Origin of the sequence: Pseudomonas sp. P867, assembly GCF_019891455.1 — a bacterium.
GTDB lineage: Bacteria > Pseudomonadota > Gammaproteobacteria > Pseudomonadales > Pseudomonadaceae > Aquipseudomonas > Aquipseudomonas synxantha_A.
On sequence record NZ_JAFLXB010000005.1, the window covers coordinates 239,436 to 263,102 of the forward strand.

At 60.3% G+C, this 23,667-nt stretch carries 21 protein-coding genes; all 21 read left to right on the top strand.

Annotated features, from left to right (window positions below; all coding sequences use genetic code 11):
• The first annotated feature begins 1 nt into the window (after position 1).
• A complete protein-coding gene (gene flgJ / locus J1G33_RS11850; RefSeq protein ID WP_032880054.1) occupies positions 2-1,267 on the top strand; it encodes a flagellar assembly peptidoglycan hydrolase FlgJ in 1,266 nt (421 codons plus the stop codon).
• 10 nt (positions 1,268-1,277) lie between these two features.
• Positions 1,278-3,323, top strand: coding sequence for a flagellar hook-associated protein FlgK (gene flgK / locus J1G33_RS11855; RefSeq protein WP_223018135.1), 2,046 nt, complete (start codon positions 1,278-1,280; stop codon positions 3,321-3,323).
• Between the two features lie 14 nt (positions 3,324-3,337).
• On the top strand, positions 3,338-4,948 hold the full coding sequence (locus J1G33_RS11860; RefSeq protein WP_032880055.1) for a flagellar hook-associated protein 3: 1,611 nt from the start codon (positions 3,338-3,340) through the stop codon (positions 4,946-4,948).
• A gap of 276 nt (positions 4,949-5,224) precedes the next feature.
• Complete coding sequence (locus J1G33_RS11865; protein WP_005790096.1) at positions 5,225-6,154, top strand: ketoacyl-ACP synthase III; 930 nt, start codon at positions 5,225-5,227, stop codon at positions 6,152-6,154.
• Between the two features lie 264 nt (positions 6,155-6,418).
• Positions 6,419-8,122 (top strand): flagellin, encoded by a 1,704-nt coding sequence (locus tag J1G33_RS11870; RefSeq protein ID WP_032880056.1) that lies wholly within the window; start codon positions 6,419-6,421, stop codon positions 8,120-8,122.
• Between the two features lie 76 nt (positions 8,123-8,198).
• Entirely contained in the window at positions 8,199-8,546 is a 348-nt protein-coding gene (locus tag J1G33_RS11875) for a flagellar protein FlaG (protein ID WP_032880057.1), read from the top strand.
• A gap of 83 nt (positions 8,547-8,629) precedes the next feature.
• The gene (fliD, locus tag J1G33_RS11880; protein ID WP_032880058.1) at positions 8,630-9,997 is read left to right on the top strand and encodes a flagellar filament capping protein FliD; all 1,368 of its coding nucleotides are present in this window, start codon (positions 8,630-8,632) and stop codon (positions 9,995-9,997) included.
• A 128-nt stretch (positions 9,998-10,125) separates the two neighbouring features.
• Complete coding sequence (gene fliS / locus J1G33_RS11885) at positions 10,126-10,515, top strand: flagellar export chaperone FliS (protein WP_005790090.1); 390 nt, start codon at positions 10,126-10,128, stop codon at positions 10,513-10,515.
• Positions 10,516-10,540: 25 nt separating this feature from the next.
• The gene (locus tag J1G33_RS11890; protein ID WP_014719354.1) at positions 10,541-10,837 is read left to right on the top strand and encodes a hypothetical protein; all 297 of its coding nucleotides are present in this window, start codon (positions 10,541-10,543) and stop codon (positions 10,835-10,837) included.
• A 169-nt stretch (positions 10,838-11,006) separates the two neighbouring features.
• The gene (locus tag J1G33_RS11895; protein ID WP_223018136.1) at positions 11,007-12,479 is read left to right on the top strand and encodes a sigma-54 dependent transcriptional regulator; all 1,473 of its coding nucleotides are present in this window, start codon (positions 11,007-11,009) and stop codon (positions 12,477-12,479) included.
• Positions 12,480-12,589: 110 nt separating this feature from the next.
• Positions 12,590-13,801 carry an ATP-binding protein gene (locus J1G33_RS11900; protein ID WP_005790086.1) on the top strand — a complete coding sequence of 404 codons (1,212 nt, stop codon included), beginning with the start codon at positions 12,590-12,592 and terminating at the stop codon, positions 13,799-13,801.
• A gap of 7 nt (positions 13,802-13,808) precedes the next feature.
• The gene (locus J1G33_RS11905; protein ID WP_005790084.1) at positions 13,809-15,185 is read left to right on the top strand and encodes a sigma-54 dependent transcriptional regulator; all 1,377 of its coding nucleotides are present in this window, start codon (positions 13,809-13,811) and stop codon (positions 15,183-15,185) included.
• Positions 15,186-15,316: 131 nt separating this feature from the next.
• Positions 15,317-15,646 carry a flagellar hook-basal body complex protein FliE gene (gene fliE, locus J1G33_RS11910; protein ID WP_005790083.1) on the top strand — a complete coding sequence of 110 codons (330 nt, stop codon included), beginning with the start codon at positions 15,317-15,319 and terminating at the stop codon, positions 15,644-15,646.
• Positions 15,647-15,662: 16 nt separating this feature from the next.
• Positions 15,663-17,438 (top strand): flagellar basal-body MS-ring/collar protein FliF, encoded by a 1,776-nt coding sequence (gene fliF / locus J1G33_RS11915; protein ID WP_032880061.1) that lies wholly within the window; start codon positions 15,663-15,665, stop codon positions 17,436-17,438.
• Positions 17,431-18,447 (top strand): flagellar motor switch protein FliG, encoded by a 1,017-nt coding sequence (gene fliG, locus J1G33_RS11920; RefSeq protein WP_003192957.1) that lies wholly within the window; start codon positions 17,431-17,433, stop codon positions 18,445-18,447. Before fliF ends, fliG begins: the two co-directional genes overlap by 8 nt.
• 10 nt (positions 18,448-18,457) lie before the next feature.
• Complete coding sequence (fliH, locus tag J1G33_RS11925; protein WP_005790080.1) at positions 18,458-19,222, top strand: flagellar assembly protein FliH; 765 nt, start codon at positions 18,458-18,460, stop codon at positions 19,220-19,222.
• Entirely contained in the window at positions 19,212-20,570 is a 1,359-nt protein-coding gene (fliI, locus tag J1G33_RS11930) for a flagellar protein export ATPase FliI (protein ID WP_005790078.1), read from the top strand. The genes fliH and fliI overlap by 11 nt, the downstream gene beginning before the upstream one ends.
• 3 nt (positions 20,571-20,573) lie before the next feature.
• On the top strand, positions 20,574-21,023 hold the full coding sequence (gene fliJ / locus J1G33_RS11935; protein ID WP_005790077.1) for a flagellar export protein FliJ: 450 nt from the start codon (positions 20,574-20,576) through the stop codon (positions 21,021-21,023).
• Between the two features lie 185 nt (positions 21,024-21,208).
• A complete protein-coding gene (locus J1G33_RS11940; protein ID WP_032880063.1) occupies positions 21,209-21,514 on the top strand; it encodes an STAS domain-containing protein in 306 nt (101 codons plus the stop codon).
• Positions 21,511-23,229 (top strand): fused response regulator/phosphatase, encoded by a 1,719-nt coding sequence (locus J1G33_RS11945; protein ID WP_078821971.1) that lies wholly within the window; start codon positions 21,511-21,513, stop codon positions 23,227-23,229. The genes J1G33_RS11940 and J1G33_RS11945 overlap by 4 nt, the downstream gene beginning before the upstream one ends.
• A gap of 30 nt (positions 23,230-23,259) precedes the next feature.
• Positions 23,260-23,616, top strand: a complete 357-nt coding sequence (locus tag J1G33_RS11950; protein WP_103733685.1) for an Hpt domain-containing protein — start codon at positions 23,260-23,262, stop codon at positions 23,614-23,616.
• The last annotated feature ends 51 nt before the right edge of the window (positions 23,617-23,667 follow it).

Genomic DNA, 23,667 nt, shown 5'->3' on the forward strand with positions numbered 1-23,667 from the left:
CATGGCCATGGATATGCGCAAGAGCGGCATCAGCAGCACGGCGGACTCGGGGTCTTACTCCGACCTGAATCGGCTTAACCAGCTGAAGGTCGGTGATGACAAGAACAGCGAAGGCAACATGCGCAAGGTGGCGCAGGAATTCGAATCGCTGTTCTTGAACGAGATGCTCAAGTCCATGCGCTCGGCCACCGATGCCCTGGGCAAGGACAACCCGTTGAACACCCCGGCGGCCAAGCAGTACCAGGAAATGTACGACCAGCAACTGGCGGTGTCGATGTCCCGCGAGGGCGGTGGTATCGGCCTGGCCGACGTGCTGATGCGCCAGATGCAAAAGAACAAACCGGTGGAGGCCCAGGCCGCCACCTTGCAAGGCCCGGCAGCGGATGGGCCGGTGAGGAAAGTCGATGTGCCGACCGAGATTGCTGCCGGTACCCAGGCTGAGGGCCCGTTGGGGCGCTCCAATGGGCAGCGTCCATTGTGGGCCTATCGCGTGGCCGAGCCGCAGGCCGGGGCCGTTGCGTCTCACAGCAACGACATGGAGCTGATGAACCAGCGCCGTATCGCCTTGCCCAGCAAGCTGACTGACCGTTTGCTTGCCGGCATCGTGCCCAGTACCCAGGTCGAGGCCAAGGCCGCGCCGTTGCGCAACAGTGCCGCCGATGACAACGTCATCAACAGCAGTGCGCGCACCTTTGCCGTACCGAGCGGGCGCATGCAGGTGTATGGCCGCGCCATTGCCCAGCCACCGCTGGCACCGGCGAAGAAAGCCTTCAGCTCCCAGGATGAATTCGTCGCCACCATGCTGCCGATGGCCAAGGCCGCCGCCGCACGGATTGGCATCGATCCCAAGTACCTGGTGGCCCAGGCAGCGCTGGAAACCGGTTGGGGCAAATCGGTCATGCGTGCCGAAGACGGCAGCAGCAGCCACAACCTGTTCGGCATCAAGGCCGGCCAGAGTTGGCAGGGCGGCCAGGCCCGTGCGATCACCAGCGAGTTTCGCGATGGGGCGATGGTCAAGGAAACGGCGCAGTTCCGTTCCTACAGCTCCTACCAGGACAGCTTCCACGACCTCGTGACCCTGCTGCAAAGCCATGATCGCTATAAAGAAGTTGTGAAATCAGCCGACAACCCGGAACAGTTTGTACGCGAGTTGCAAAAAGCCGGTTATGCAACCGACCCGGATTACGCCAGCAAGATTTCGCAGATCGCAAAAACCATGAACAGTTACCAGAACTACGCTGCCGCTGGCGCAACCACACATTTATAAGGTCTGAACCATGAGTTTGCTCAGTATCGGGATGTCAGGGCTCAACGCCGCTCAAGGATCGCTGTCGGTCTTGAGTAACAACATCGCCAACGTGAACACCCCGGGGTATTCGCGTCAGCAGACCACGCAGAATACCAACGCGTCGAACCCGTTCGGCGGTGTGTTCATCGGCACTGGTACCACCCTGGCCGACGTGCGCCGGGTGTACAACGAATACCTGGACACTGCCTACCAGAACAGCACGGCCCTGAACAACGATGCCAAGGCGTATCTGGATCAGGTCGGCGCCGTCGACAAAGTGCTGTCGGACAAGACCACCGGTCTGTCATCGGTGCTCAGCTCGTTCTTCGCTACCCTGCAAACTGCAGCGTCCAACCCCAGCGATCTGTCGGCCCGCCAACTGCTGGTGACCAACGCCCAGACCCTGAGCAGCCGTTTCAACGCGATCTCGACGCAGTTGACCCAGCAGAAAGAGACTATCAACAACCAACTGAGCAGCATGAGTGAGCAGGTCAATCAATTGACCGCCTCGATTGCCTCGCTCAACAAGCAGATCTCCCAAGTGCAAGGCGCGTCTGGCAATGCACCGGCCAACCTGCTGGACTCGCGTAACGAGGCGGTACGCTCGCTCAATGAGCTGATCGGCGTAACGGCCACCGAGAAGAACGGCCAGTTCAGCGTGACCACCGGCAGCGGCCAGTCCCTGGTGGAGGGCGGGATCTCCAATACGATTTCCGCAGTGCCGAGCAAAACCGATAACAGCCAGTACACCATTCAGTTGGACATGAACGGCACCACCATGGACCTGGGCGGCGTCATCAGTGGCGGCAGCATCGGCGGCCTGTTGCGTTATCGCAGTGATGCCTTGATGCCGGCTATCAACGACCTGGGCCGTATCGCCATCGCAACCGCAGACACCATCAATAACCAACTGGGCCAAGGCCTGGACCTCAATGGTGACTTTGGCGTTTCGCTGTTCAAAGACATCAACAGTCCCGCCGCCATTGCGTCGCGCAGCCAGGGCGCCTCGGGCAACAGTGCCGGGGCCGGCAACCTGAATGTGACGATCAAGGACAGCAGTAAGTTGTCCACGTTTGACTACACCGTGACCTTCAGCGACAAGACCGACCCCAACAAGGTCACGGTACTGCGTTCGGACGGCAAGGCAATGGGCACCTTTGACATGGGCTCCACACCGCCGCCGACCATGGATGGCTTTACCCTGGCGCTGGACGGCAAGGGCGCCATGGCGTTTGGCGACAGCTTCAAAGTCAGCCCGACCGCCACCGGCGCAAGCGGTATGGGTGTAGCGCTCACCGATGCCAACAAGCTGGCGTTTGCCGGCCCGCTGGCGGGTACCAGCAGCAAGACCAACAGCGGCACCGGCACATTTACCCAGCCGTCGTTGACGGTGCCGCTGGACATCCATGGCGGCACCGACACCGCACAGTTGCGCGCCGGTATTGAAAACTCGATGCCGGTGAAGATGGTGTTTGGCAAGCCCGCCGCTGACGGCACGCAGTCGTATACGATCAGCGATTCCAAGGGCAACCCGATTGGCACGGGCTCAATCATCCCGGGGCAGGGCAACAAGATCACCGTCGACGTACCGATGCGCGACGCCAGCGGTGCAGCCATCCCCGGCAAGAGCTTCAAGTTCGACACCACCGTCAATGGCTCCCCGGCAGACGGCGACAGCACTACCTTCGCCTTCAACAGCGGCGGCAAATCCGATGGCCGAAACGCCCAGGAACTGCTGAACCTGCAAACCAAGGCCACCGTTGGCATGGGCGAGGGCAACGGGGGCACCAGCCTGGTGGGGGCCAATAGCAAGCTGGTCTCCACTGTCGGCGCCAAGGCCAGCCAGGCCGGGGTCGACAGCGCCGCCACCGGTGCGTTGCTGAGCGCCAATAAAGATGCGCGCAACTCGGTGTCCGGGGTCAACCTGGATGACGAAGCCGGCGACATGATCAAGTTCCAGCAGTACTACACCGCGTCGTCGCAGATCATCAAGGCTGCGCAGGAAACCTTCACCACACTGATGAATGCTCTTTAAGGGAGGCTGGGACGATGCGTATTTCTACACAGCAGTATTTCGAGACCAGCTCTGCCAAGTACCAGAGCAACTATTCCAGCGTGGTCAAGGCCCAGGACCAGGCCAGCACCGGTGTCCGTGTGCAAACCGCCGCGGATGATCCGGTAGCGGCGGCGCGGTTGCTGATGCTGCAACAGCAGAAAGATATGCTGGCGCAATTCAACGGCAATATCGACACGTTGAAGAACTCGCTGACCACCCAGGACGGCGTGCTGGAAAACATCAATATCGCGATTCAGCGGGCCAGTGAGCTGGCGTTGAAGGCGGGTAACGTTGGTATCAGCGACGCTGACCGCAAATCGACTGCCGCCGAGATCGGCGCCATTGAAGATCAGGTGCTGGGCCTGCTCAATACCAAGGACGCCAGCGGTAATTACCTGTTCTCCGGGAGCAAGACCGACACGCCTCCCTACACCCGCAACAATGACGGCACCTACAGCTACCAGGGCGATGACACGCCGCTGAGCCTGAAGGTGGCGGAGAACCTGTCGGTCGCCATGGGCAATACCGCCAAGAGCATGCTGGAAAGCTCGGCGAATACGGGCCGTACGCAAACAGCACCGATCCTCGTGCCGCCAGCGGTCGATGATGGCAAGGTCACCGTGTCTGCCGGGCTGATCGCGGCCAACACCAGCTATAACAGCAGTTTTTCCGACGGCCAGCCGTACAAGCTGACCTTCACCAGCAGCACCCAATATGTCGTAACGGACAATGCCGGCAAGGACATCACCTCGGAGATTCCGGGCAACGGCACTTTCGATGCCACCAAGGAAGGCGGTTCGAGTATCAATCTGCGCGGGGTCAAGTTTGACATCGGCTTGAACCTGGGCAAGGACGCACTGGGCAAAGACATACTGCCCGGCGCGCCATCGGACGCCATCGTCAAGGATCGCGAGTTCAGCTTGTCGGTCAAGCCGGACACCTTCAGTGTTTCACGCACCCCGAGCAATCCGTCCACTGCGCAACTGAGCGGCGGCACGGTGAGCGATCCGGCGGCATACGCCAGCACCTTTCCCAACTCGGGTGTCGTCGTCAAGTTTGGCGCGGCCGGTGCCTATGATCTGTATGCGCAGCCGTATACCGCAGACAGTAAATCCATTGCCAGTGGCACCCTGGCAGCTGGTGCAACGTCAATCACGGCGGCGGGCGTGACCTTCGATGTCACCACCGCACCGGCGCCGGCAGCCGGCGACCAGTTTTCGATCAGTGCCACCAGCAACAAGAACGAGAATGTCCTCGACACCTTGAGCCATTTGCGCAAAATCCTGGAAACGCCGTCAGACGGCAACCCGGCGGCGCAGAAGGAGCTCAAGGATGTGGTGGCCAAGTCCATTGGCAACCTGACCAATGCCTACAGTCAGATCGACCAGGCGCGCGGTTCCCTGGGGGCGCGCCTCAATGGCCTGGATATTCAGTCCAAGGAAAACGTCAGCCTGGACCTGGCCAATACCACCACCATGAATGCCCTGGGCAATGTCGACTTCGCCGAGGCCGCCATCAACCTGAGCTTGCAGCAGACCATGTTGCAGGCTTCGCAGTTGGCCTTTGTGAAAATCTCGCAGTTGAGCCTGTTCAACAAGATGTGATCGGCGCTGTGCACGACGGCCCAGCCTGGAAACAGGCTGGGCCGTCGTCGTTTCCGTGGCGCAATTGTTGAAACGTTTTGCATAAACCACGCAAAATTGAGTGACCTGTGAGTCATAAAGCGCATCTTCACTGTATCGTGTGAAAAGGATAAGTCGTCACAGGGCCTTCATCGGGCGGCTTTCACCGGGATTTTTATGGGGTTATCCCCTTTATTGTCAGCACTTCCGGCATAGCCCGAGGGGTGTTCTCCAGCTATTTAGTATTGGGAAGCCACAATGATTGGCATAAAAAGCATCGCCAGTTACGTGCCGGCGGACGGGATCGATAACTACGCCCAGGGTGCCAAGTTCGCCAAGGATGAAGAATTCATCATTGGCAAGATCGGCTCGGCGTTCCTGCCGCGCAAGGAAGCTGCACAGGAGACTTCCGATCTGTGCGTCGAAGCAGTCAACGCCTTGTTTGCCAACAACCCCGAATTGAAGCGTGAGTCCATCGACGCGCTGATCGTCGTCACCCAGAACGGCGATGAAGAGGGCCTGCCTCATACCGCCGCCATCGTTCAGGACAAACTGGGCCTGCCTACCCACGTTGCCGCCTTCGATATTTCCCTGGGCTGCTCCGGCTACGTCTACGGCATCTACGCGATGAAGGGCTTCATGGAAGCCGCCGGCCTGAAAAACGGCCTGCTGATCACTGCAGACCCGTATTCGAAGATCGTCGACCCGGAAGACCGCAACACCACCATGCTGTTCGGCGATGCCGCCACCGCCACCTGGATGGGCGAAGATGCGCCGTGGTTGCTCGGCAAATCCAAGTTCGGCACCGACGGTTCCGGCGCGCCGCACCTCAAAGTCAGCGACGGCGTGTTCTTCATGAACGGCCGCCAGGTGTTCAACTTCGCGCTGCTGAAAGTGCCGGCGCACTTGCACGAGTTGCTCGCAGAGTCGGACCTCAAGGCCGATGACATCGATGCGTTCTGCATCCACCAGGGCAGTGCGGCCATCGTCGATGCCGTGGCGCGTCGCTTTGAAGAGGCGCCGGTGGACAAGTTCATCAAGGACATGGTCGAGACCGGCAACACCGTGTCGTCGAGCATCCCGCTGCTGCTGGAAAAGCACGTGATGGACGCTACCTGGAAGCGCGTGGCAATCAGCGGGTTTGGTGTGGGCCTGTCGTGGGGCTCGGCGATTCTCTATCGCCCGTGATGTTTTAGCCGCTGCATAAAAAACGCCGATGATCCTTCGATCATCGGCGTTTTTTTATTGGCGCCAGAAAAGCCAATGAAACCGGGCTTCTGTGCCTGCATAAGCCCTTGAAATACAAGGGCTGGCACAGGGCTACTAAAAAAAATCAAAAAAATCCTCAAGCAACCGGCTACCACGACGATAACTATTACGTAGGTTCTCTAGGCCACACCCGGCGGTCGCCAGGGCCGGAAGCCGCAGTATCCAAACCACGAGGATTTCGTCATGGCATTATCAGTAAACACCAACATCACCTCCCTGGGTGTCCAGAAGAACCTGAACAAAGCTTCCGACGCCCTGAGCCAGTCGATGAACCGTCTGTCCTCCGGCCTGAAAATCAACAGCGCCAAAGACGACGCTGCCGGCATGCAGATCGCCAACCGTCTGAACAACCAGGTCAAAGGCCTGAACGTTGCCATCGCCAACGCCAACAACGGCGTGTCGATCGCCCAGACCGCTGAAGGCGCGATGCAAGAATCCACCAACACCCTGCAGCGTCTGCGTGAACTCGCCCTGCAAGCGTCCAACGGTGACAAAAGCGACGCTGACCGTGTTTCCCTGCAGCAGGAATTCACCGCTAAAGTGGGCGAGCTGAACCGTATCGCCAGCACCACCACCTTCGGTGGTCGTAACCTGCTCGACGGCTCGTTCAGCAACGTAGCCTTCCAGATCGGTGCCAACGCCAACGAGACTATCTCGTTCGGTATGACCGACATCAGTTCGACTGCGCTGAAGGGTAACTACAGAGAAGCTGCTGTAAACGGTACTGCAATGACTGGCCTGGCTGCTACTGCCACTGGTTCGGTTGTGACTGATAAAGCTGTTACTACGGGTACCGCTGCTGCCGGTGTTCTGGCTGGTGAAGCCATCAACATCAACGGCATCGATATTACTCTCGGTACTGCTGCTGCTGGTACCGCTGCCGCTACCTCTGCTGTCACTGCCATCAACGCACAAACTGCAACCACCGGCGTAACCGCCAGTGCCGATGCTACCGGTAAAGTCAGCCTGGTCTCCGACAAGGCTATCGTTCTGGCGGCACCGACTGCCGGTACTGACGGTCTGAGCGCTCTTGGTTTGACTGCTGGTTCTAAGGCTGTCTCCACTGACATGACCGCTGCCGGTTCGATCACTGTAAACGGCAACGCTGTAGCTTGGGGTGTCGGTGATACCAAGGCTTCCCTGCTGACCAAGCTCGAAACCGCAGCAGGTGGTACCGCCACGGGTGCTTCCGCCACTTTCGGTGCAGACGGTCGCTTCAAAGTAACTTCGGGTAACGGTGCTGACATCAAGCTGGCCAACACCTCCGCCGGTTCCCTGTCCCAACTGGGCCTGTCGGCTGGTACTACCCAAGCCAAACTGACCGCTGACACCTCCATCGATGTGAACGGTGTTGAAGTCAAGTTCAAGAAGGGTGACACCGCTGACGCGATCGTTTCTTCGATCAACAGCGCCAGCACCGGTGTTCAAGCCAGCAAAAACGCTGACGGCACCCTGAACCTGTTCGCTGACAAAGACATCACTATCAAAGACGGCAGCGCCGGCACTGGTCTGGCTGCACTGGGCCTGACCACCGTTGCTGCCGCCGGTACCAAAACCGCCGTCACTATGGAAACCAGCGTTTCCGACCTGAACATCCTGACTGCCGCTGCTTCGCAGCAGGCTACCCAGGCTCTGGACGATGCCATGCAGCAGATCGACAGCCAGCGTTCGCAGCTGGGTGCCGTACAAAACCGCTTCACCAGCACCGTGGCCAACCTGCAGAGCATTTCGCAGAACTCCTCCGCTGCCAAAGGCCGCGTAGAAGACGCTGACTTCGCTTCTGAAGCCGCTGAGCTGACCAAGCAACAAACCCTGCAACAGGCTTCCACTGCGATCCTGTCCCAGGCCAACCAACTGCCATCCGCTGTACTGAAGCTGCTTCAGTAATAGCGCTAGCGGTTAAATAACGGGAGGGTGCGTTTAACGACGTGCCCTTCCGTTTTTTCAGTTTGGAGGTGGTGACATGGACATGAGCATCAAGCTGACCTCGTCTTACCCCGCAGGCACGGCCCCGGCCAACCTTGGCGCAGTGGTGACCCAGGCCAAGCCTGTGGCCAGCAATGAGCCGATCAAGAGTGAAGAGCCTCAGCGCGTGGCGCTGGAGAAGGCTGTTACCGATATGCGTGAGTTTGTGCAGGCTTCACAGCGCAACCTGGATTTTTCCATCGATGACTCTACCGGCAAGGTAGTGGTCAAGGTGATCGCCACCGACAGTGGTGAAGTGATTCGACAGATTCCATCGGAGACCGCGCTGAAACTGGCGCAGAACCTGAGCGATGCCGGCAGCCTGTTGTTTGATAGCAAGGCTTGAGTTGGCACGAAACATGTTTCTGATTGCGGTCTAGGCGTTTAAGCGCCAAAAAAACGGCCGCCGCAGGACAAGGAGAATGAAAAATGGCTAGTTCAACGATTTCCGGCCCTGGTTCGGGCTACGACACGCAAGCTATCGTCAAGGCGTTGGTGGGGGCTGAACAAGCGCCTAAACAACAGCAGATCACCAACGAGCAGAAAACTGCCACCGTCCAGTTGTCGGCAGTTGGTTCGATCAAGACGGCGTTGGAGGCCTATCAGGCGGCGATCACCAAGTTGAATAACCCCTCCGCGTTCAATGGGCTGGCGGCAAGTTCTTCGGAAGAGAAAAACGCCAAGGTGACGTTGGGTGACGGAGCATCCAGTGGCAAGTACGTGTTGCAAGTCGATAACCTGGCAACCGCTTCAAAAGTTACCACTGCGGTGAATGCTGAGGGTGCCTCGGGCAAGGCCAACACTACAGACGAAGACCAAACGCTGACCATCAACCAGTCGGGTAAAAGCTTCGATGTGGTGATTCCAGGTGGCGCGACCCTGCAACAGGTGCGAGAGTCAATCAATACCCAGCTCTCGTCGCAGGGTATCAGTGCCAACGTATTGAGCGACTCCAATGGTGCGCGACTGGTACTGACCTCGACCAATATGGGCGAAGGCACCGACATCACCCTCAGCGGTGATTCGCAACTGGCCAGCGGGTATGACAAAGGCACGCCGCCGACCAACGCCAAGTACTCCATCGACGGCATTGCAATGTCATCCAGCAGCAACAAAATCACGTCGGCGATCAGTGGCGTCACGTTGGAGCTGTTGGACACCATTGATGTGAAAAAACCGACGACCATTACCGTGGCCAGTAACACTGACACGTTGAAAACCTCGGTACAGTCCTTCGTCAGTGCGTACAACACGCTGATGACCGCCATCAATACCCAGACCAAAGTTACTGCAACCGGTGACGCGTCGACTACCACTGCCGGTGCGTTGACCGGCGATGCATCAATGCGTCAATTGGTGAACAGCCTACGCTCCGAACTGGTCAACGGCTCCGGCGCGGGCACCATGACCAGCCTGGCCCAGATGGGTATCACCACCGATCAGAAAACCGGCCTGCTGAGCCTGGATGACAAGACGTGGGACAAGGCGGTAGTCAAAGGCGCTGGCGATATTGCCAAGCTGTTCACCGGCGACACTGGTTTGATCACGCGCATGAACAAGGCGACGAAGAGCTACGTGGGCACCACCGGCACCCTGGCAACCCGGGCGACGGATCTCAACAACAAGTTGACCGACTTGACCAAAGAGACGGCCGACCTGACACGACGTATGGACGCCTTGCAAAAATCCCTGACCGCCAAGTACACGGCCATGGACACCATGATCGCGCAGATCAACGCCAGCAGCTCCAGCATCCTGACCACCCTCAACTCGCTGAACAATCCGAAATCGAACTGATGGGCGGCGCGCTTTCAGGCCCTGATTCAGGGCCTTGGCGCATGGTTGGGAATTAAAGTTTTCGTCGCCACGGTCGAAAAACTGGTTAAGCAAACCTATTCGATTGTCGCCAGTAACGAGGTAGCAACATGAACCCGATGAGAGCCCTTCGCCAATACCAGAAGGTCAGTTCCCATGCCCAGGTCTCCGAAGCCAGCCCGCACCGCCTGGTGCAGATGCTGATGGAAGGAGGCCTTGATCGCATGGCGCAGGCCAAGGGCGCATTGAACCGTGGGGATATTGCCCAGAAAGGGCTGATGCTGGGCAAGGCGATTGAAATTATCTCTGGCCTGCGTGACGGCCTGGAGCCAGAAAAGGCCGAAGATCCGGCAGCAGTGCACCAGTTGGACGCCTTGTATGGCTATATGAGCAATCGTTTGGTCGAGGCCAACCAGGTGAATGACGCCGAGATAATCGACGAAGTCGCCCGCCTGCTGATCACCGTCAAGACCGGCTGGGATGCCATCGCTCCACAATAAGGCCGATCGCCTTGAGGGACACATCATGAGCCATGCACTGCAACGCATCGACGAAACCCGCGAAGCCCTTCTCGGCGCGCTGGCTGAGCGCAATTGGGAAGCCGTGGGCGAGTTGGACCTGGGTTGCCGCGCGGTGATTGATGAGGTGCTCAGCGAAGCGCCGGTGGACGAGGGCGCCTTGCGCGAGAAACTGGAAAGCCTGTTGGTGGTGTATCAGCAGTTGCTGGAGGTCACGACCGGCGAGCGCCAGGCGATTTTCGAAGAGATGTCGCAGATCAACCAAGCGAAAAATGCGTCAAAGGTTTACCATCTCTTCGGTTGAACGGGCGCAGTTAATCCGCACGGCGCGTCATATATTTGACTGTGCCAGCATTTTTGACTTAACTAGTGCTGTTTTCAGATTTCAGACGTCTAGTAGGTAACAAATCTTACAGGCGTCTTGATTGCCCTCATTCCGGGGCAGGAAGTTTTACTAGGGAAGTTGCTATTGCATGTGGCGTGAAACCAAAATTCTGCTGATCGATGACGATAGCGTCCGCCGCCGCGATTTAGCGGTGATTTTAAATTTTCTTGGTGAAGAAAATTTACCCTGCGGCAGCCACGATTGGCAGCAGGCGGTCAGCTCGTTGGCGTCGAGCCGTGAAGTCATCTGTGTATTGATCGGGACGGTAAAGGCTCCTGGCGCAGTTCTGGGCCTGTTAAAGACACTGTCAACCTGGGATGAGTTCCTTCCGGTGTTGCTGATGGGCGATATTTCTTCTGTGGACCTGCCGGAAGACCAGCGCCGCCGCGTGCTTTCCACCCTGGAAATGCCGCCCAGCTACAGCAAATTGCTCGATTCGCTGCACCGCGCCCAGGTCTATCGCGAGATGTACGACCAGGCCCGCGAACGCGGCCGTCACCGTGAACCCAACCTGTTTCGCAGCCTCGTCGGCACCAGCCGGGCGATCCAGCACGTGCGCCAGATGATGCAGCAAGTGGCCGACACCGACGCCAGCGTGCTGATCCTCGGCGAGTCGGGCACCGGCAAGGAAGTGGTCGCACGTAACCTGCACTATCACTCCAAGCGTCGCGACGGGCCTTTTGTGCCGGTCAACTGCGGGGCGATCCCGGCAGAGCTGCTGGAAAGCGAGCTGTTCGGCCACGAGAAGGGCGCCTTTACCGGGGCGATCACCAGCCGTGCCGGGCGTTTCGAGCTGGCCAATGGCGGCACGCTGTTCCTTGACGAAATCGGCGACATGCCACTGCCGATGCAGGTCAAGTTGCTGCGTGTGTTGCAGGAGCGCACCTTCGAGCGCGTGGGCAGCAACAAGACCCAGAGCGTGGACGTGCGCATCATTGCCGCCACCCACAAGAACCTCGAAAGCATGATCGAGGTCGGCAGCTTCCGCGAAGACCTGTACTACCGCCTCAACGTATTCCCCATCGAGATGGCCCCGCTGCGCGAGCGCGTGGAAGACATTCCGTTGCTGATGAACGAGCTGATCTCGCGCATGGAGCACGAAAAACGCGGCTCCATTCGTTTCAACTCCGCTGCGATCATGTCCCTGTGCCGCCACGGCTGGCCGGGTAACGTGCGTGAGCTGGCCAACCTGGTGGAGCGCATGGCGATCATGCATCCGTACGGGGTGATCGGCGTGGTCGAGTTGCCGAAGAAATTCCGCTACGTCGATGATGAAGACGAGCAGATGGACAGCCTGCGCAGTGACATGGAAGAGCGCGTGGCCATCAACGGTCATACCCCGGACTTCGGTGCCACCGCCATGCTGCCGCCCGAAGGTCTTGACCTCAAGGACTACCTCGGTAACCTGGAACAAGGGTTGATCCAGCAGGCCCTGGACGATGCGCATGGCATCGTTGCCCGCGCCGCCGAGCGTCTGCGCATCCGCCGCACCACCCTGGTGGAGAAGATGCGCAAGTACGGTATGAGCCGCAAAGAAGGTGATGAACAGGCGGATGATTGACGCCTGTTTTTCAACTAGCTGATTTATAGGTAGATTTTTTTCGGCACGGGTATTGCTACAGCCCTCGCAACGTTCCGTTTAACTGACGGTCAGCCAAGCGAGAGAGCATCATGCCCCACGCCGCCCAACTATCTTCGGCCCCTGCCATCCAGGGGCTGGTTTCGCCTGTAGAACCGCCGACCCGCCAGGGCCTGGAACAAGCGTTCTCGCAGTTCAACCAGATGTCGAGCCAACTGACCGACTCCTACAGTCTGCTTGAGGCGCGGGTGTCCGAGCTTAAAGGCGAGCTGGCGGTGGTCAGCGCCCAGCGCATGCAAGAGCTGGCGGAAAAGGAACGCCTGGCCAACCGTCTGCAAAATCTTCTGGACCTGTTGCCCGGTGGCGTGATCGTCATCGACGACCAGGGCCGTGTGCGCGAAGCCAACCCGGCGGCCTGCGACCTGCTGGGCCTACCGCTGGAAGGCGAGCTGTGGCGCCATGTCATCACCCGCTGCTTTGCGCCGCGAGAAGATGACGGCCACGAAGTCTCCCTCAAGGACGGACGCCGCCTGTCTATCGCCACTCGCTCCCTGGATGCCGAGCCAGGCCAATTGGTGCTGCTCAATGACCTGACGCAAACCCGTCACCTGCAAGACCAGTTGGCCCGTCATGAGCGGCTGTCGTCGTTGGGCAGGATGGTCGCCTCGTTGGCGCATCAGATCCGCACGCCCTTGTCGGCGGCGTTGATCTACGCCAGTCATTTGACTGATGAGCAATTGCCTGTAGCCACTCAGCAACGATTTGCCGGGCGCCTCAAGGAGCGCTTGCATGAATTGGAGCACCAGGTGCGCGACATGCTGGTGTTTGCCCGCGGCGAATTGCCGCTGACCGACCGTGTCACGCCTGCCGGGTTGATGCAGGCCTTGCAAGCAGCGGCGGCGACCCATGTACAGGGCGCCAACCTGCGTTGGCAATGTGATAGCCACCAAGGCGAGTTGCTGTGCAACCGCGACACCCTGGTCGGCGCCTTGCTCAACCTGATCGAAAACGCCACTCAGGCCAGCGGCCCGGATGCACGTCTCAAAGTGCACCTCTACGCCCGCGAACAAACCCTGCGCCTGTGTATCAGCGACAGCGGCAGCGGCATCGACCCCCAGGTGCTGCAACGCCTGGGCGAGCCGTTTTTTACCACCAAGACCAACGGCACTGGCCTGGGCCTGACCGTGGTCAAGGCAGTGGCACGCGCCCATCAGGGAGAATTGCAGTTGCGCTCCCGGTTGGGGCGCGGCACCTGTGCATTGATGACCTTGCCGCTGTTTTCCAGCGCGGCGAGCGCGGAGTAAAAGGATTATGGCTATCAAGGTTTTATTGGTGGAAGACGATCGCGCCCTGCGTGAAGCATTGGCTGACACGCTGCTGTTGGCGGGCCATGACTACCGGGCGGTCGGCTCTGCCGAGGAGGCCTTGGCGGCGGTCGAGCAGGAAGCCTTCAGCCTGGTGGTCAGCGATGTGAACATGCCCGGCATGGACGGCCACCAGTTGCTCGGCCTGCTGCGTGCGCGCCAGCCGCAGCTGCCGGTGCTGCTGATGACTGCCCATGGCGCCGTGGAGCGGGCGGTGGACGCCATGCGCCAGGGTGCGGCGGATTACCTGGTCAAACCGTTCGAGCCCAAGGCGTTGATCGAGCTGGTCGCCCGACATGCCCTGGGTGTGATGTCGGCGGGCGAGGGTGACGGCCCGATAGCCTTTGAACCGGCCAGCGCGCAATTGCTGGAACTGGCAGCGCGGGTGGCGCGCAGTGATTCCACTGTGCTGATTTCCGGCGAATCCGGCACCGGTAAAGAAGTGTTGGCACGCTACATCCACCAGCAGTCCAGCCGTGCCCAGCAACCGTTCATTGCGATCAACTGTGCGGCGATCCCCGACAACATGCTCGAAGCGACGTTGTTCGGCCATGAAAAGGGCTCGTTCACCGGCGCCATCGCGGCCCAGGCCGGCAAGTTCGAACAGGCCGACGGCGGCACCATCCTGCTCGACGAAATCTCGGAAATGCCCCTGGGCCTGCAAGCCAAGTTGCTGCGTGTGTTGCAGGAGCGTGAAGTGGAGCGCGTGGGGGCACGCAAGCCGATCCAGCTGGATATCCGCGTGGTTGCCACCACCAACCGCGACCTGGCCGGCGAAGTGGCGGCGGGGCGCTTCCGGGAAGACCTGTTCTACCGGCTGTCGGTGTTCCCCCTGGCCTGGCGCCCGTTGCGCGAGCGCCCGGCGGATATCATTCCGTTGGCCGAGCGCCTGCTGAACAACCACGTCAAAAAAATGAAGCATGCCCAGGCGCGGTTATCGCCGCAGGCTCAGGCGTGCCTGGTCAGCTATCCGTGGCCGGGCAACGTGCGCGAGCTGGACAATGCCATCCAGCGTGCGCTGATTTTGCAGCAGGGCGGGTTGATCCAGCCGCAGGATTTCTGCCTGGCCATGGGCAATGGCGCTGCGCCGTTGCCGAGCCTGGCCCCGGCTCCAGTGGTCGCCGAGGTTGAATCAGCTGGCGCCCTGGGCGATGACCTGCGTCGTCGCGAATTCCAGATGATCATCGACACCCTGCGCGCTGAGCGTGGCCGCCGCAAAGAAGCGGCCGAGCGCCTCGGCATCAGCCCGCGCACCTTGCGCTACAAGCTGGCGCAGATGCGCGATGCTGGTATGGATGTGGAAGCTTATCTTTTCGCCACATGACCGATACCAAGTTCTACAAGCTTTGTCGCCTTTTCTTACGAGTTGCTCCAGAGCTGGCACCCTTGTTGCTACCACCCCTAGTAACCGCTGCGTAGTGTCAAAAAATTGCGGGTCGTCGGAGAGAGAAGGTCATGAGCCAGGGTATTGAGTTCAATCGGTTGATGTTGGATATGCGCGCCATGCAAATGGATGCCATGGCTCAACCGAAATCCGTCGCGCCAGCGCCGGAATTGGGCCAAAGCAGTTTTGCCGACATGCTCGGTCAGGCAATCAATAAAGTCAGTGATACCCAACAGGCCTCCAGCCAGTTGGCAACGGCGTTCGAGATCGGTAAAAGCGGCGTGGACCTCACCGATGTGATGGTCGCCTCGCAAAAGGCCAGTGTGTCCTTCCAGGCCTTGACTCAAGTGCGTAACAAGCTGGTTCAGGCTTATCAAGACATCATGCAGATGCCGGTTTAAGGACGAGATTTAAGTCATGGCAGAAGCACTCTCCGACAACCTCCCCGCCAAGGCAGACGGCAAGCCGCCGTTGTTTGGCCTGTCGTTCCTGGAAAACCTCTCGCAAATGACCATGCTGCGTCAGGTGGGCCTGATGGTCGGCCTGGCGGCCAGCGTGGCGATTGGTTTTGCCGTGGTGTTGTGGTCGCAACAACCCGATTACCGCCCACTGTACGGCAGCCTGTCGGGCATGGATTCCAAGCAGATCATGGAAACCCTCGCCGCTGCCGACATCGCTTACACCGTGGAGCCCAACTCCGGCGCCTTGCTGGTCAAGTCTGATGACGTGGCCCGTGCACGGATGAAACTGGCCGCCGCTGGCGTGGCGCCGTCCGACAGCAATATCGGTTTCGAGATTCTCGACAAGGACCAGGGCCTGGGCACCAGCCAGTTCATGGAAGCCACCCGTTATCGCCGTGGCCTGGAAGGCGAACTGGCGCGCACCATCTCCAGCCTGAATAACGTCAAGGGTGCCCGTGTGCACCTGGCGATTCCGAAAAGCTCGGTGTTCGTGCGTGACGAACGCAAACCCAGCGCTTCGGTACTGGTCGAACTGTTTGCCGGCCGCTCCCTGGAGCCTGGCCAGGTGCTGGCGATCGTCAACCTGGTGGCCACCAGCGTTCCCGAATTGAGCAAGTCGCAAATCACCGTGGTCGATCAGAAGGGCAACCTGCTCTCCGACATGGCCGAAAACTCCGCGCTGACCCAGGCCGGCAAGCAATTCGACTACAGCCGCCGCATGGAAAGCATGCTCACCCAGCGCGTGCACAACATCCTGCAACCGGTGCTGGGCAACGACCGCTACAAGGCTGAAGTGTCCGCCGACGTAGACTTCAGCGCTGTCGAATCGACCTCCGAACAGTTCAACCCTGACCAGCCGGCCCTGCGCAGCGAGCAGTCCACCAGCGAGCAGCGCACCGCCGCCAATGGCCCGCAAGGTGTGCCGGGGGCCTTGAGCAACCAGCCACCGTCGGCCGCCTCGGCACCGCAGACCACTGGCGGCGCCGCTGCCACTGCTGGCGCGATCCAGCCTGGCCAGCCGCTGCTGGATGCCAACGGCCAGCAGATCATGGACCCGGCCACCGGCCAGCCGATGCTCGCACCGTACCCGGCGGACAAGCGTAACCAGTCCACCAAGAACTTCGAACTCGATCGCTCTATCAGCCACACCAAGCAGCAACAGGGCAAGATCAATCGCCTGTCGGTGTCGGTGGTGGTCGATGACCAGGTCAAGGTCAACCCAGCCGATGGCGCCGTGACCCGTGCGCCCTGGACCGCCGACGAATTGGCGCGCTTCACCCGCCTGGTACAGGACGCCGTCGGTTTCGACGCCAGCCGTGGCGACAGCGTCAGTGTGATCAACATGCCGTTCTCCGCCGAGCGCGCTGAAGTGATCAGCGACCCTGCGTTCTACACCCAGCCGTGGTTCTGGGACATCGTCAAGCAAGTGCTGGGGGTGTTGTTCATCCTGGTGCTGGTGTTCGGCGTGCTGCGCCCGGTGCTCAACAACATCACCGGCGGCGGCAAGAAACAGCTTGCGCTCGCAGGTGGCGACGTCGAGTTGGGTGGCATGGGCGGCCTGGATGGCGAACTGGCCAACGACCGCGTCAGCCTTGGCGGCCCGCAAAGCATCCTGTTGCCAAGCCCGAGCGAAGGCTATGACGCTCAGTTGAACGCAATCAAGAGTCTGGTGGCAGAAGACCCGGGCCGTGTGGCCCAGGTCGTGAAAGAGTGGATTAACGCTGATGAATGATCGAGCCGCTGTGGCCAAGCTCTCCCGGGTCGACAAAGCCGCCGTGTTGCTGCTGTCCCTGGGTGAAACCGACGCTGCCCAAGTGCTGCGCCACATGGGCCCCAAAGAGGTCCAGCGTGTCGGCGTGGCGATGGCGCAGATGCGCAACGTGCACCGCGAGCAAGTCGAGCAGGTGATGAGCGAGTTTGTCGAGATCGTCGGCGACCAAACCAGCCTGGGCGTCGGCTCCGACAGCTACATTCGCAAGATGCTCACCTCGGCGCTGGGCGAAGACAAGGCCAACGGCCTGATCGACCGCATCCTGCTGGGCGGCAACACCAGCGGCCTGGACAGCCTCAAGTGGATGGAACCACGTGCGGTCGCCGACGTGATCCGTTACGAACACCCGCAGATCCAGGCGATCGTTGTGGCTTACCTGGACCCGGACCAGGCCGGTGAAGTGCTTGGCCACTTCGACCACAAAGTGCGCCTGGACATCATCCTGCGCGTGTCGTCGCTCAACACCGTACAACCGGCGGCCCTCAAGGAACTCAACACGATTCTGGAGAAGCAGTTCTCCGGCAACTCGAATGCCTCGCGCACCACCCTGGGTGGCATCAAGCGCGCGGCCGACATCATGAACTTCCTCGACAGCTCGGTCGAAGGCCAACTGATGGACTCGATCCGCGAGATCGACGACACCCTGTCCGGTCAGATCGAAGACCTGATGTTCGTCTTCAACAACCTTGCCGATGTCGACGACCGTGGCATCCAGGCGCTGTTGCGTGAAGTCTCCTCCGACGTGTTGGTGCTGGCCCTCAAGGGCTCGGACGAAAACGTCAAAGAGAAAATCTTCAAGAACATGTCCAAGCGTGCGTCCGAACTGTTGCGCGACGACCTGGAAGCCAAGGGCCCGGTGCGCGTCAGCGATGTGGAAACCGCGCAGAAGGAAATCCTCACCATTGCCCGCCGTATGGCCGAAGCCGGAGAAATCGTTCTCGGCGGGAAGGGCGGCGAAGAAATGATCTAAGGCGCCTTGCATGTCGAACAAAGATGAGACGCCCAGCGATCTGATTCGCGCGCGGGATGTCGGCGGGTTCGACATCTGGTCGTTGCCCAGCTTCGACCCCCATGTGCCGGAGCCCGAGCCTGAGCCGGTCGAAGAGCTTCCGGTGGAAATGGAAGAAGTGCCGCTGGATGAAGTCCAGCCACTGACCCTCGAAGAACTTGAAGCCATCCGCCAGGAAGCCTACAACGAAGGCTTTGCGGCGGGCGAGAAAGACGGTTTTCGCAGCACCACCCTCAAGGTCCGCCAGGAAGCCGAGGCAGCGCTGGGCACCCAGCTGGCCAGCCTGGAACGCCTGATGGGCAACCTGTTCGACCCGATTGCCGAGCAGGACACCCAACTGGAAAAATCCATGGTCGGCCTGGTGCAGCACATTGCCCGCCAGGTGATCCAGCGTGAGCTGGTGCTGGATTCCAGCCAGATCGAAAGCGTGATGCGTGAAGCTCTCAAGTTGCTGCCCCTGGGCGTCGGCAATGTGCGGCTGTACATCAACCCCCAGGATTTCGAGCAGGTCAAAGCCTTGCGCGAGCGCCATGAAGAAACCTGGCGCATCGTCGAGGACGCTTCGTTGCAACCCGGTGGGTGCCGTGTCGAAACCGAACACAGCCGCATCGATGCCACGGTGGAAACCCGCATCAGCCAGATCATGGCCAAATTGTTGGATCAACTGCATGAGCAAGCCCTGCATCCGGCAGCGCCTGACGTGAGCGTTGACCTGGACGCTCCCGATGCGCCTTGATCGCACCAGCTTTGCCAAGCGCCTGAGCAGCTACGCCGAGGCAACCGAATTGCCCGGCCAGCCGATCCTTGAAGGGCGCTTGTTGCGCATGGTTGGCCTGACCCTTGAAGCCGAGGGCTTGCGCGCCGCCATGGGCAGCCGCTGCCTGGTGATCAATGACGACAGCTACCACCCGGTGCAGGTCGAAGCCGAGGTGATGGGTTTTTCCGGCAACAAGATTTTCCTGATGCCGGTGGGCAGCCTGGCCGGTATTGCCCCGGGTGCTCGCGTGGTGCCGCTGGCCGACACGGGCCGCCTGCCCATGGGCATGAGTATGCTCGGCCGCGTACTCGACGGCGCCGGGCGTGCGCTGGATGGCAAGGGCGGCATGAAGGCCGAAGACTGGGTGCCGATGGACGGCCCCACCATCAATCCGCTCAACCGCAATCCCATCAGCGTGCCGCTGGACGTGGGCATTCGCAGCATCAACGGTTTATTGACGGTCGGCCGCGGCCAGCGCCTGGGCCTGTTCGCCGGTACCGGCGTGGGTAAGTCGGTGTTGCTGGGCATGATGACGCGCTTTACCGAGGCCGACATCATCGTGGTCGGGCTGATCGGTGAGCGGGGCCGTGAGGTCAAGGAGTTCATCGAGCACAGTCTCGGTGAAGAAGGGCTCAAGCGCTCGGTGGTGGTAGCGTCGCCTGCGGACGATGCGCCACTGATGCGCCTGCGCGCAGCCATGTACTGCACACGCATCGCCGAGTATTTCCGTGACAAGGGCAAGAATGTGCTGCTGCTGATGGATTCGCTCACGCGTTTCGCCCAGGCCCAGCGGGAAATCGCCTTGGCCATTGGTGAGCCACCGGCCACCAAAGGCTATCCGCCGTCGGTGTTCGCCAAACTGCCCAAGCTGGTGGAGCGCGCCGGTAATGCCGAGGCCGGCGGTGGTTCGATCACTGCGTTTTATACCGTGTTGTCCGAAGGCGACGACCAGCAAGATCCGATTGCCGACTCGGCGCGGGGCGTGCTCGACGGCCACATTGTGCTGTCGCGACGCCTGGCAGAAGAAGGGCACTACCCGGCCATCGACATCGAAGCGTCCATCAGCCGGGTGATGCCGGCGGTGGTCACCCCTGAGCATATGGCCCGTGCGCAGCAGTTCAAGCAACTGTGGTCGCGTTACCAGCAGAGCCGCGACCTGATCAGCGTCGGCGCCTATGTGGCCGGCGGCGATCGCGACACCGACCTGGCCATTGCCTTGCAACCACAGCTGGTGAACTACCTGCGCCAGGGCCTCAATGACAAGATCAGCATGGGCGAAAGCGAAGCGCATCTGCAGTCCATCTTCGCCCCCGCGCCAGGCGGTTAAGCCATGGCCAACAGCCGCGCCGCGCGCCTGGCCCCGGTGGTGGAAATGGCCGAAAAGGCCGAGAAAACCGCCGTGCAACGCCTGGGTTACTTTCAAGGCCAGGTGCGCCTGGCAGAGAGCAAGCTGGGCGACCTGGAGCGCTTTCGCCTGGAATACCAACAACAGTGGATCGAGCGCGGCAGCAAGGGCGTGTCGGGCCAGTGGTTGATGGGGTATCAGGGCTTTCTCAATCAGCTTGAAACAGCCGTCGGCCAACAGCGCCAGAGCCTGGCCTGGCACCAGAACAACCTCGATAAAGCCCGGGAAAGCTGGCAGCAGGCGTTTGCCCGCGTGGAAGGTTTGCGCAAGCTGGTGCAGCGCTATATCGACGAAGCGCGGGCGATTGAAGATAAGCGCGAGCAAAAGCTGCTTGATGAATTGTCCCAACGCCTGCCCCGCCAGGAACAATTCTAACTAACGACGCAGGATAAATGTGGGAGGGGGCTTGCTCCCGATAGCGGTGTGTCAGCCAGCAAATCCATTGCTGACACATCGCTATCGGGAGCAAGCCCCCTCCCACATTTGATTCGATGTGTTGCTCAGATCCGGTTCGCCTGCTAAACCTTGTTGCACAGTGCCAATGACAAGGAAGCAGTCACATGTCAATCGAGTCCGATGTATCCCTGGATGGGAAGAAGTTGACGATCGCAATCAAGGGCCGGTTCGATTTCGGCAGCCACCAAGACTTTCGCAATGTCTACGAGCATGTTTACCCCAAGCCGGAGACTGTTGTGGTGGACTTGAGGGGGACCACCTACATGGACAGTTCGGCCCTGGGCATGCTCTTGTTGCTGCGTGACCACACGGGTGGCGATACGTCCGATATTCGCGTGGTTAATAGCAACCCCGACGTGCGCAAGATCCTCGCCATTTCCAACTTCGACAAACTGTTCGATATCAGTTGAGCGCCTTGGCCCCGGTCCTTGAGGCGCTGACTATCCTGATCGCCGAAGACAGCGCCGCCGATCGGCTGTTGCTGTCCACCATCATCCGTCGCCAGGGCCATCAGGTGCTGACTGCCAGCAACGGTGCCGAGGCAGTGGAGATCTTCCGTCATGAGCGCCCGCAACTGGTGCTGATGGATGCGCTGATGCCGGTGATGGACGGCTTTGAAGCCGCCCGGCAGATCAAGCAGTTGGCGGGGGAGGCGCTGGTGCCGATCATCTTCCTCACCTCCCTGCGCGAAAGCGAAGCGCTGGCCCAATGCCTGGACGCCGGCGGCGACGACTTCTTGCCCAAACCTTACAACCCCCTGATATTGGCAGCGAAGATCAACGCCATGGATCGCCTGCGCCGCCTGCAGGCCACGGTCTTGCAACAACGCGACCTGATCGCCAGGCACCACGAGCACCTGATGCATGAGCAGCGGGCAGCCAAGGCGGTGTTCGACAAGGTTGCCCACTCCGGCTGTATCAATGCCGCACCCAATATCCGCTACCTGCAATCGCCCTATGCCTTGTTCAACGGTGATTTGCTGCTGGCGGCCTACACGCCGTCCGGTGACATGCACGTGCTGCTCGGCGATTTCACCGGCCATGGCTTGCCGGCCGCCATTGGCGCCATGCCGTTGGCCGAAGTGTTCTACGGCATGACTGCCAAGGGCTACGGCCTTACGCAGACCTTGCGGGAGATGAACGCCAAGCTCAAGCGCATCCTGCCGGTGGACATGTTCTGTTGCGCCACCTTGTTGTGCCTGAGCGCCCAGCGGCGTGCGGTCGAGGTGTGGAACGGCGGTATGCCCGAAGGCTATGTGCATGAAGTCGCCACTGGCAAGCGCACGCCGCTGATGTCGCGGCATCTGCCCCTAGGCGTGCTGTCGGCGGAAAGCTTTGATGACAGCACCGAGGTCTGGCCCATGGCCTTGGGCGACCGGGTGTTTCTGCTCTCCGATGGCGTGCTGGATACGGCTGACGCCAATGATCAACTGTTCGGCGCCGAGCGGTTGCAACAGGTGTTTGCTGCCAACCGCGAGCCTGACCGCCTGTTTGAGGATATCGAGCACGCCCTGGCTACGTTTCGGGGGCTGGCGCGCGATGACGTCAGCATGGTCGAGATCACTTTGCTCTCCGGCCAGGCGCTGCGAGTGGCCGAGCCGATGTATGCCGACAGCGGCCAGTCGTGCCCGCTGGATTGGTCGGTGGGTTTTGAGTTTCGCGCCCAGACGCTGCAGCGCTACAACCCGCTGCCGTACCTGCTGCAACTGCTGCTGGAGATCCATGGGTTGCGCGAGCAGAGCGGCGCGCTGTACAGCGTGATGGCGGAGTTGTATTCCAATGCCCTGGAACATGGTGTGCTGGGCCTGGACTCACGGCTCAAGCGCGATGCGCAAGGTTTTGCGCAGTATTATCATCAGCGCAATGAGCGTCTGGCGCAGCTGAGCAGTGGCTACGTGCGCGTGGATGTGCAGGTGGTACCGACCGACAAGGGCGGCAAGATGACCCTGTGCATCGAAGACAGCGGGCCGGGTTTTGATGTCGAACAGGAGCTGGCGCGGCCCTTGGAAATTGACCGTCTGTCTGGCCGAGGGCTGAACCTGGTGCGTCAACTGAGCAGCGCTGTACGCTGGTCCGAGGGCGGGCGCCGTGTCTGCGTGGAGTTTTGCTGGGAAGCTCTGGCATAATCCGCTGATTCTTGATCAAGGAGCGAGCAAGTGGCTGAGATTCATCTGGACCCCGACGTGTTGTCGGGTTTGCAGGACGTCATGGAGGGTGAGTATCCCAAACTGCTCGACACCTTCCTCGATGACTCGCAAAAGCGCATCGAAGCGCTGCGCGACGCGCGCGACGATGCCAAGGCATTGGGACGGATTGCGCACAGTTTCAAAGGCAGCAGTGGCCACCTTGGGGCGGTGCGGCTGGCGCAGCTGTGTCAGCGCCTGGAGGCTGAGTCCGTCAAGCCATCATCGGATCTGGGCGAATTGGTTGACCAGATCGATCATGAGTTCGCGTTGGTCCGGCCGCTGTATGAGTCGGAGCGCCAACGTTCAGTTTCTGAATCATCGCGCTAAACCTGGCCCGACTCTTGCTCTATCTCCACAGACTGCATCCCCGACCCCATG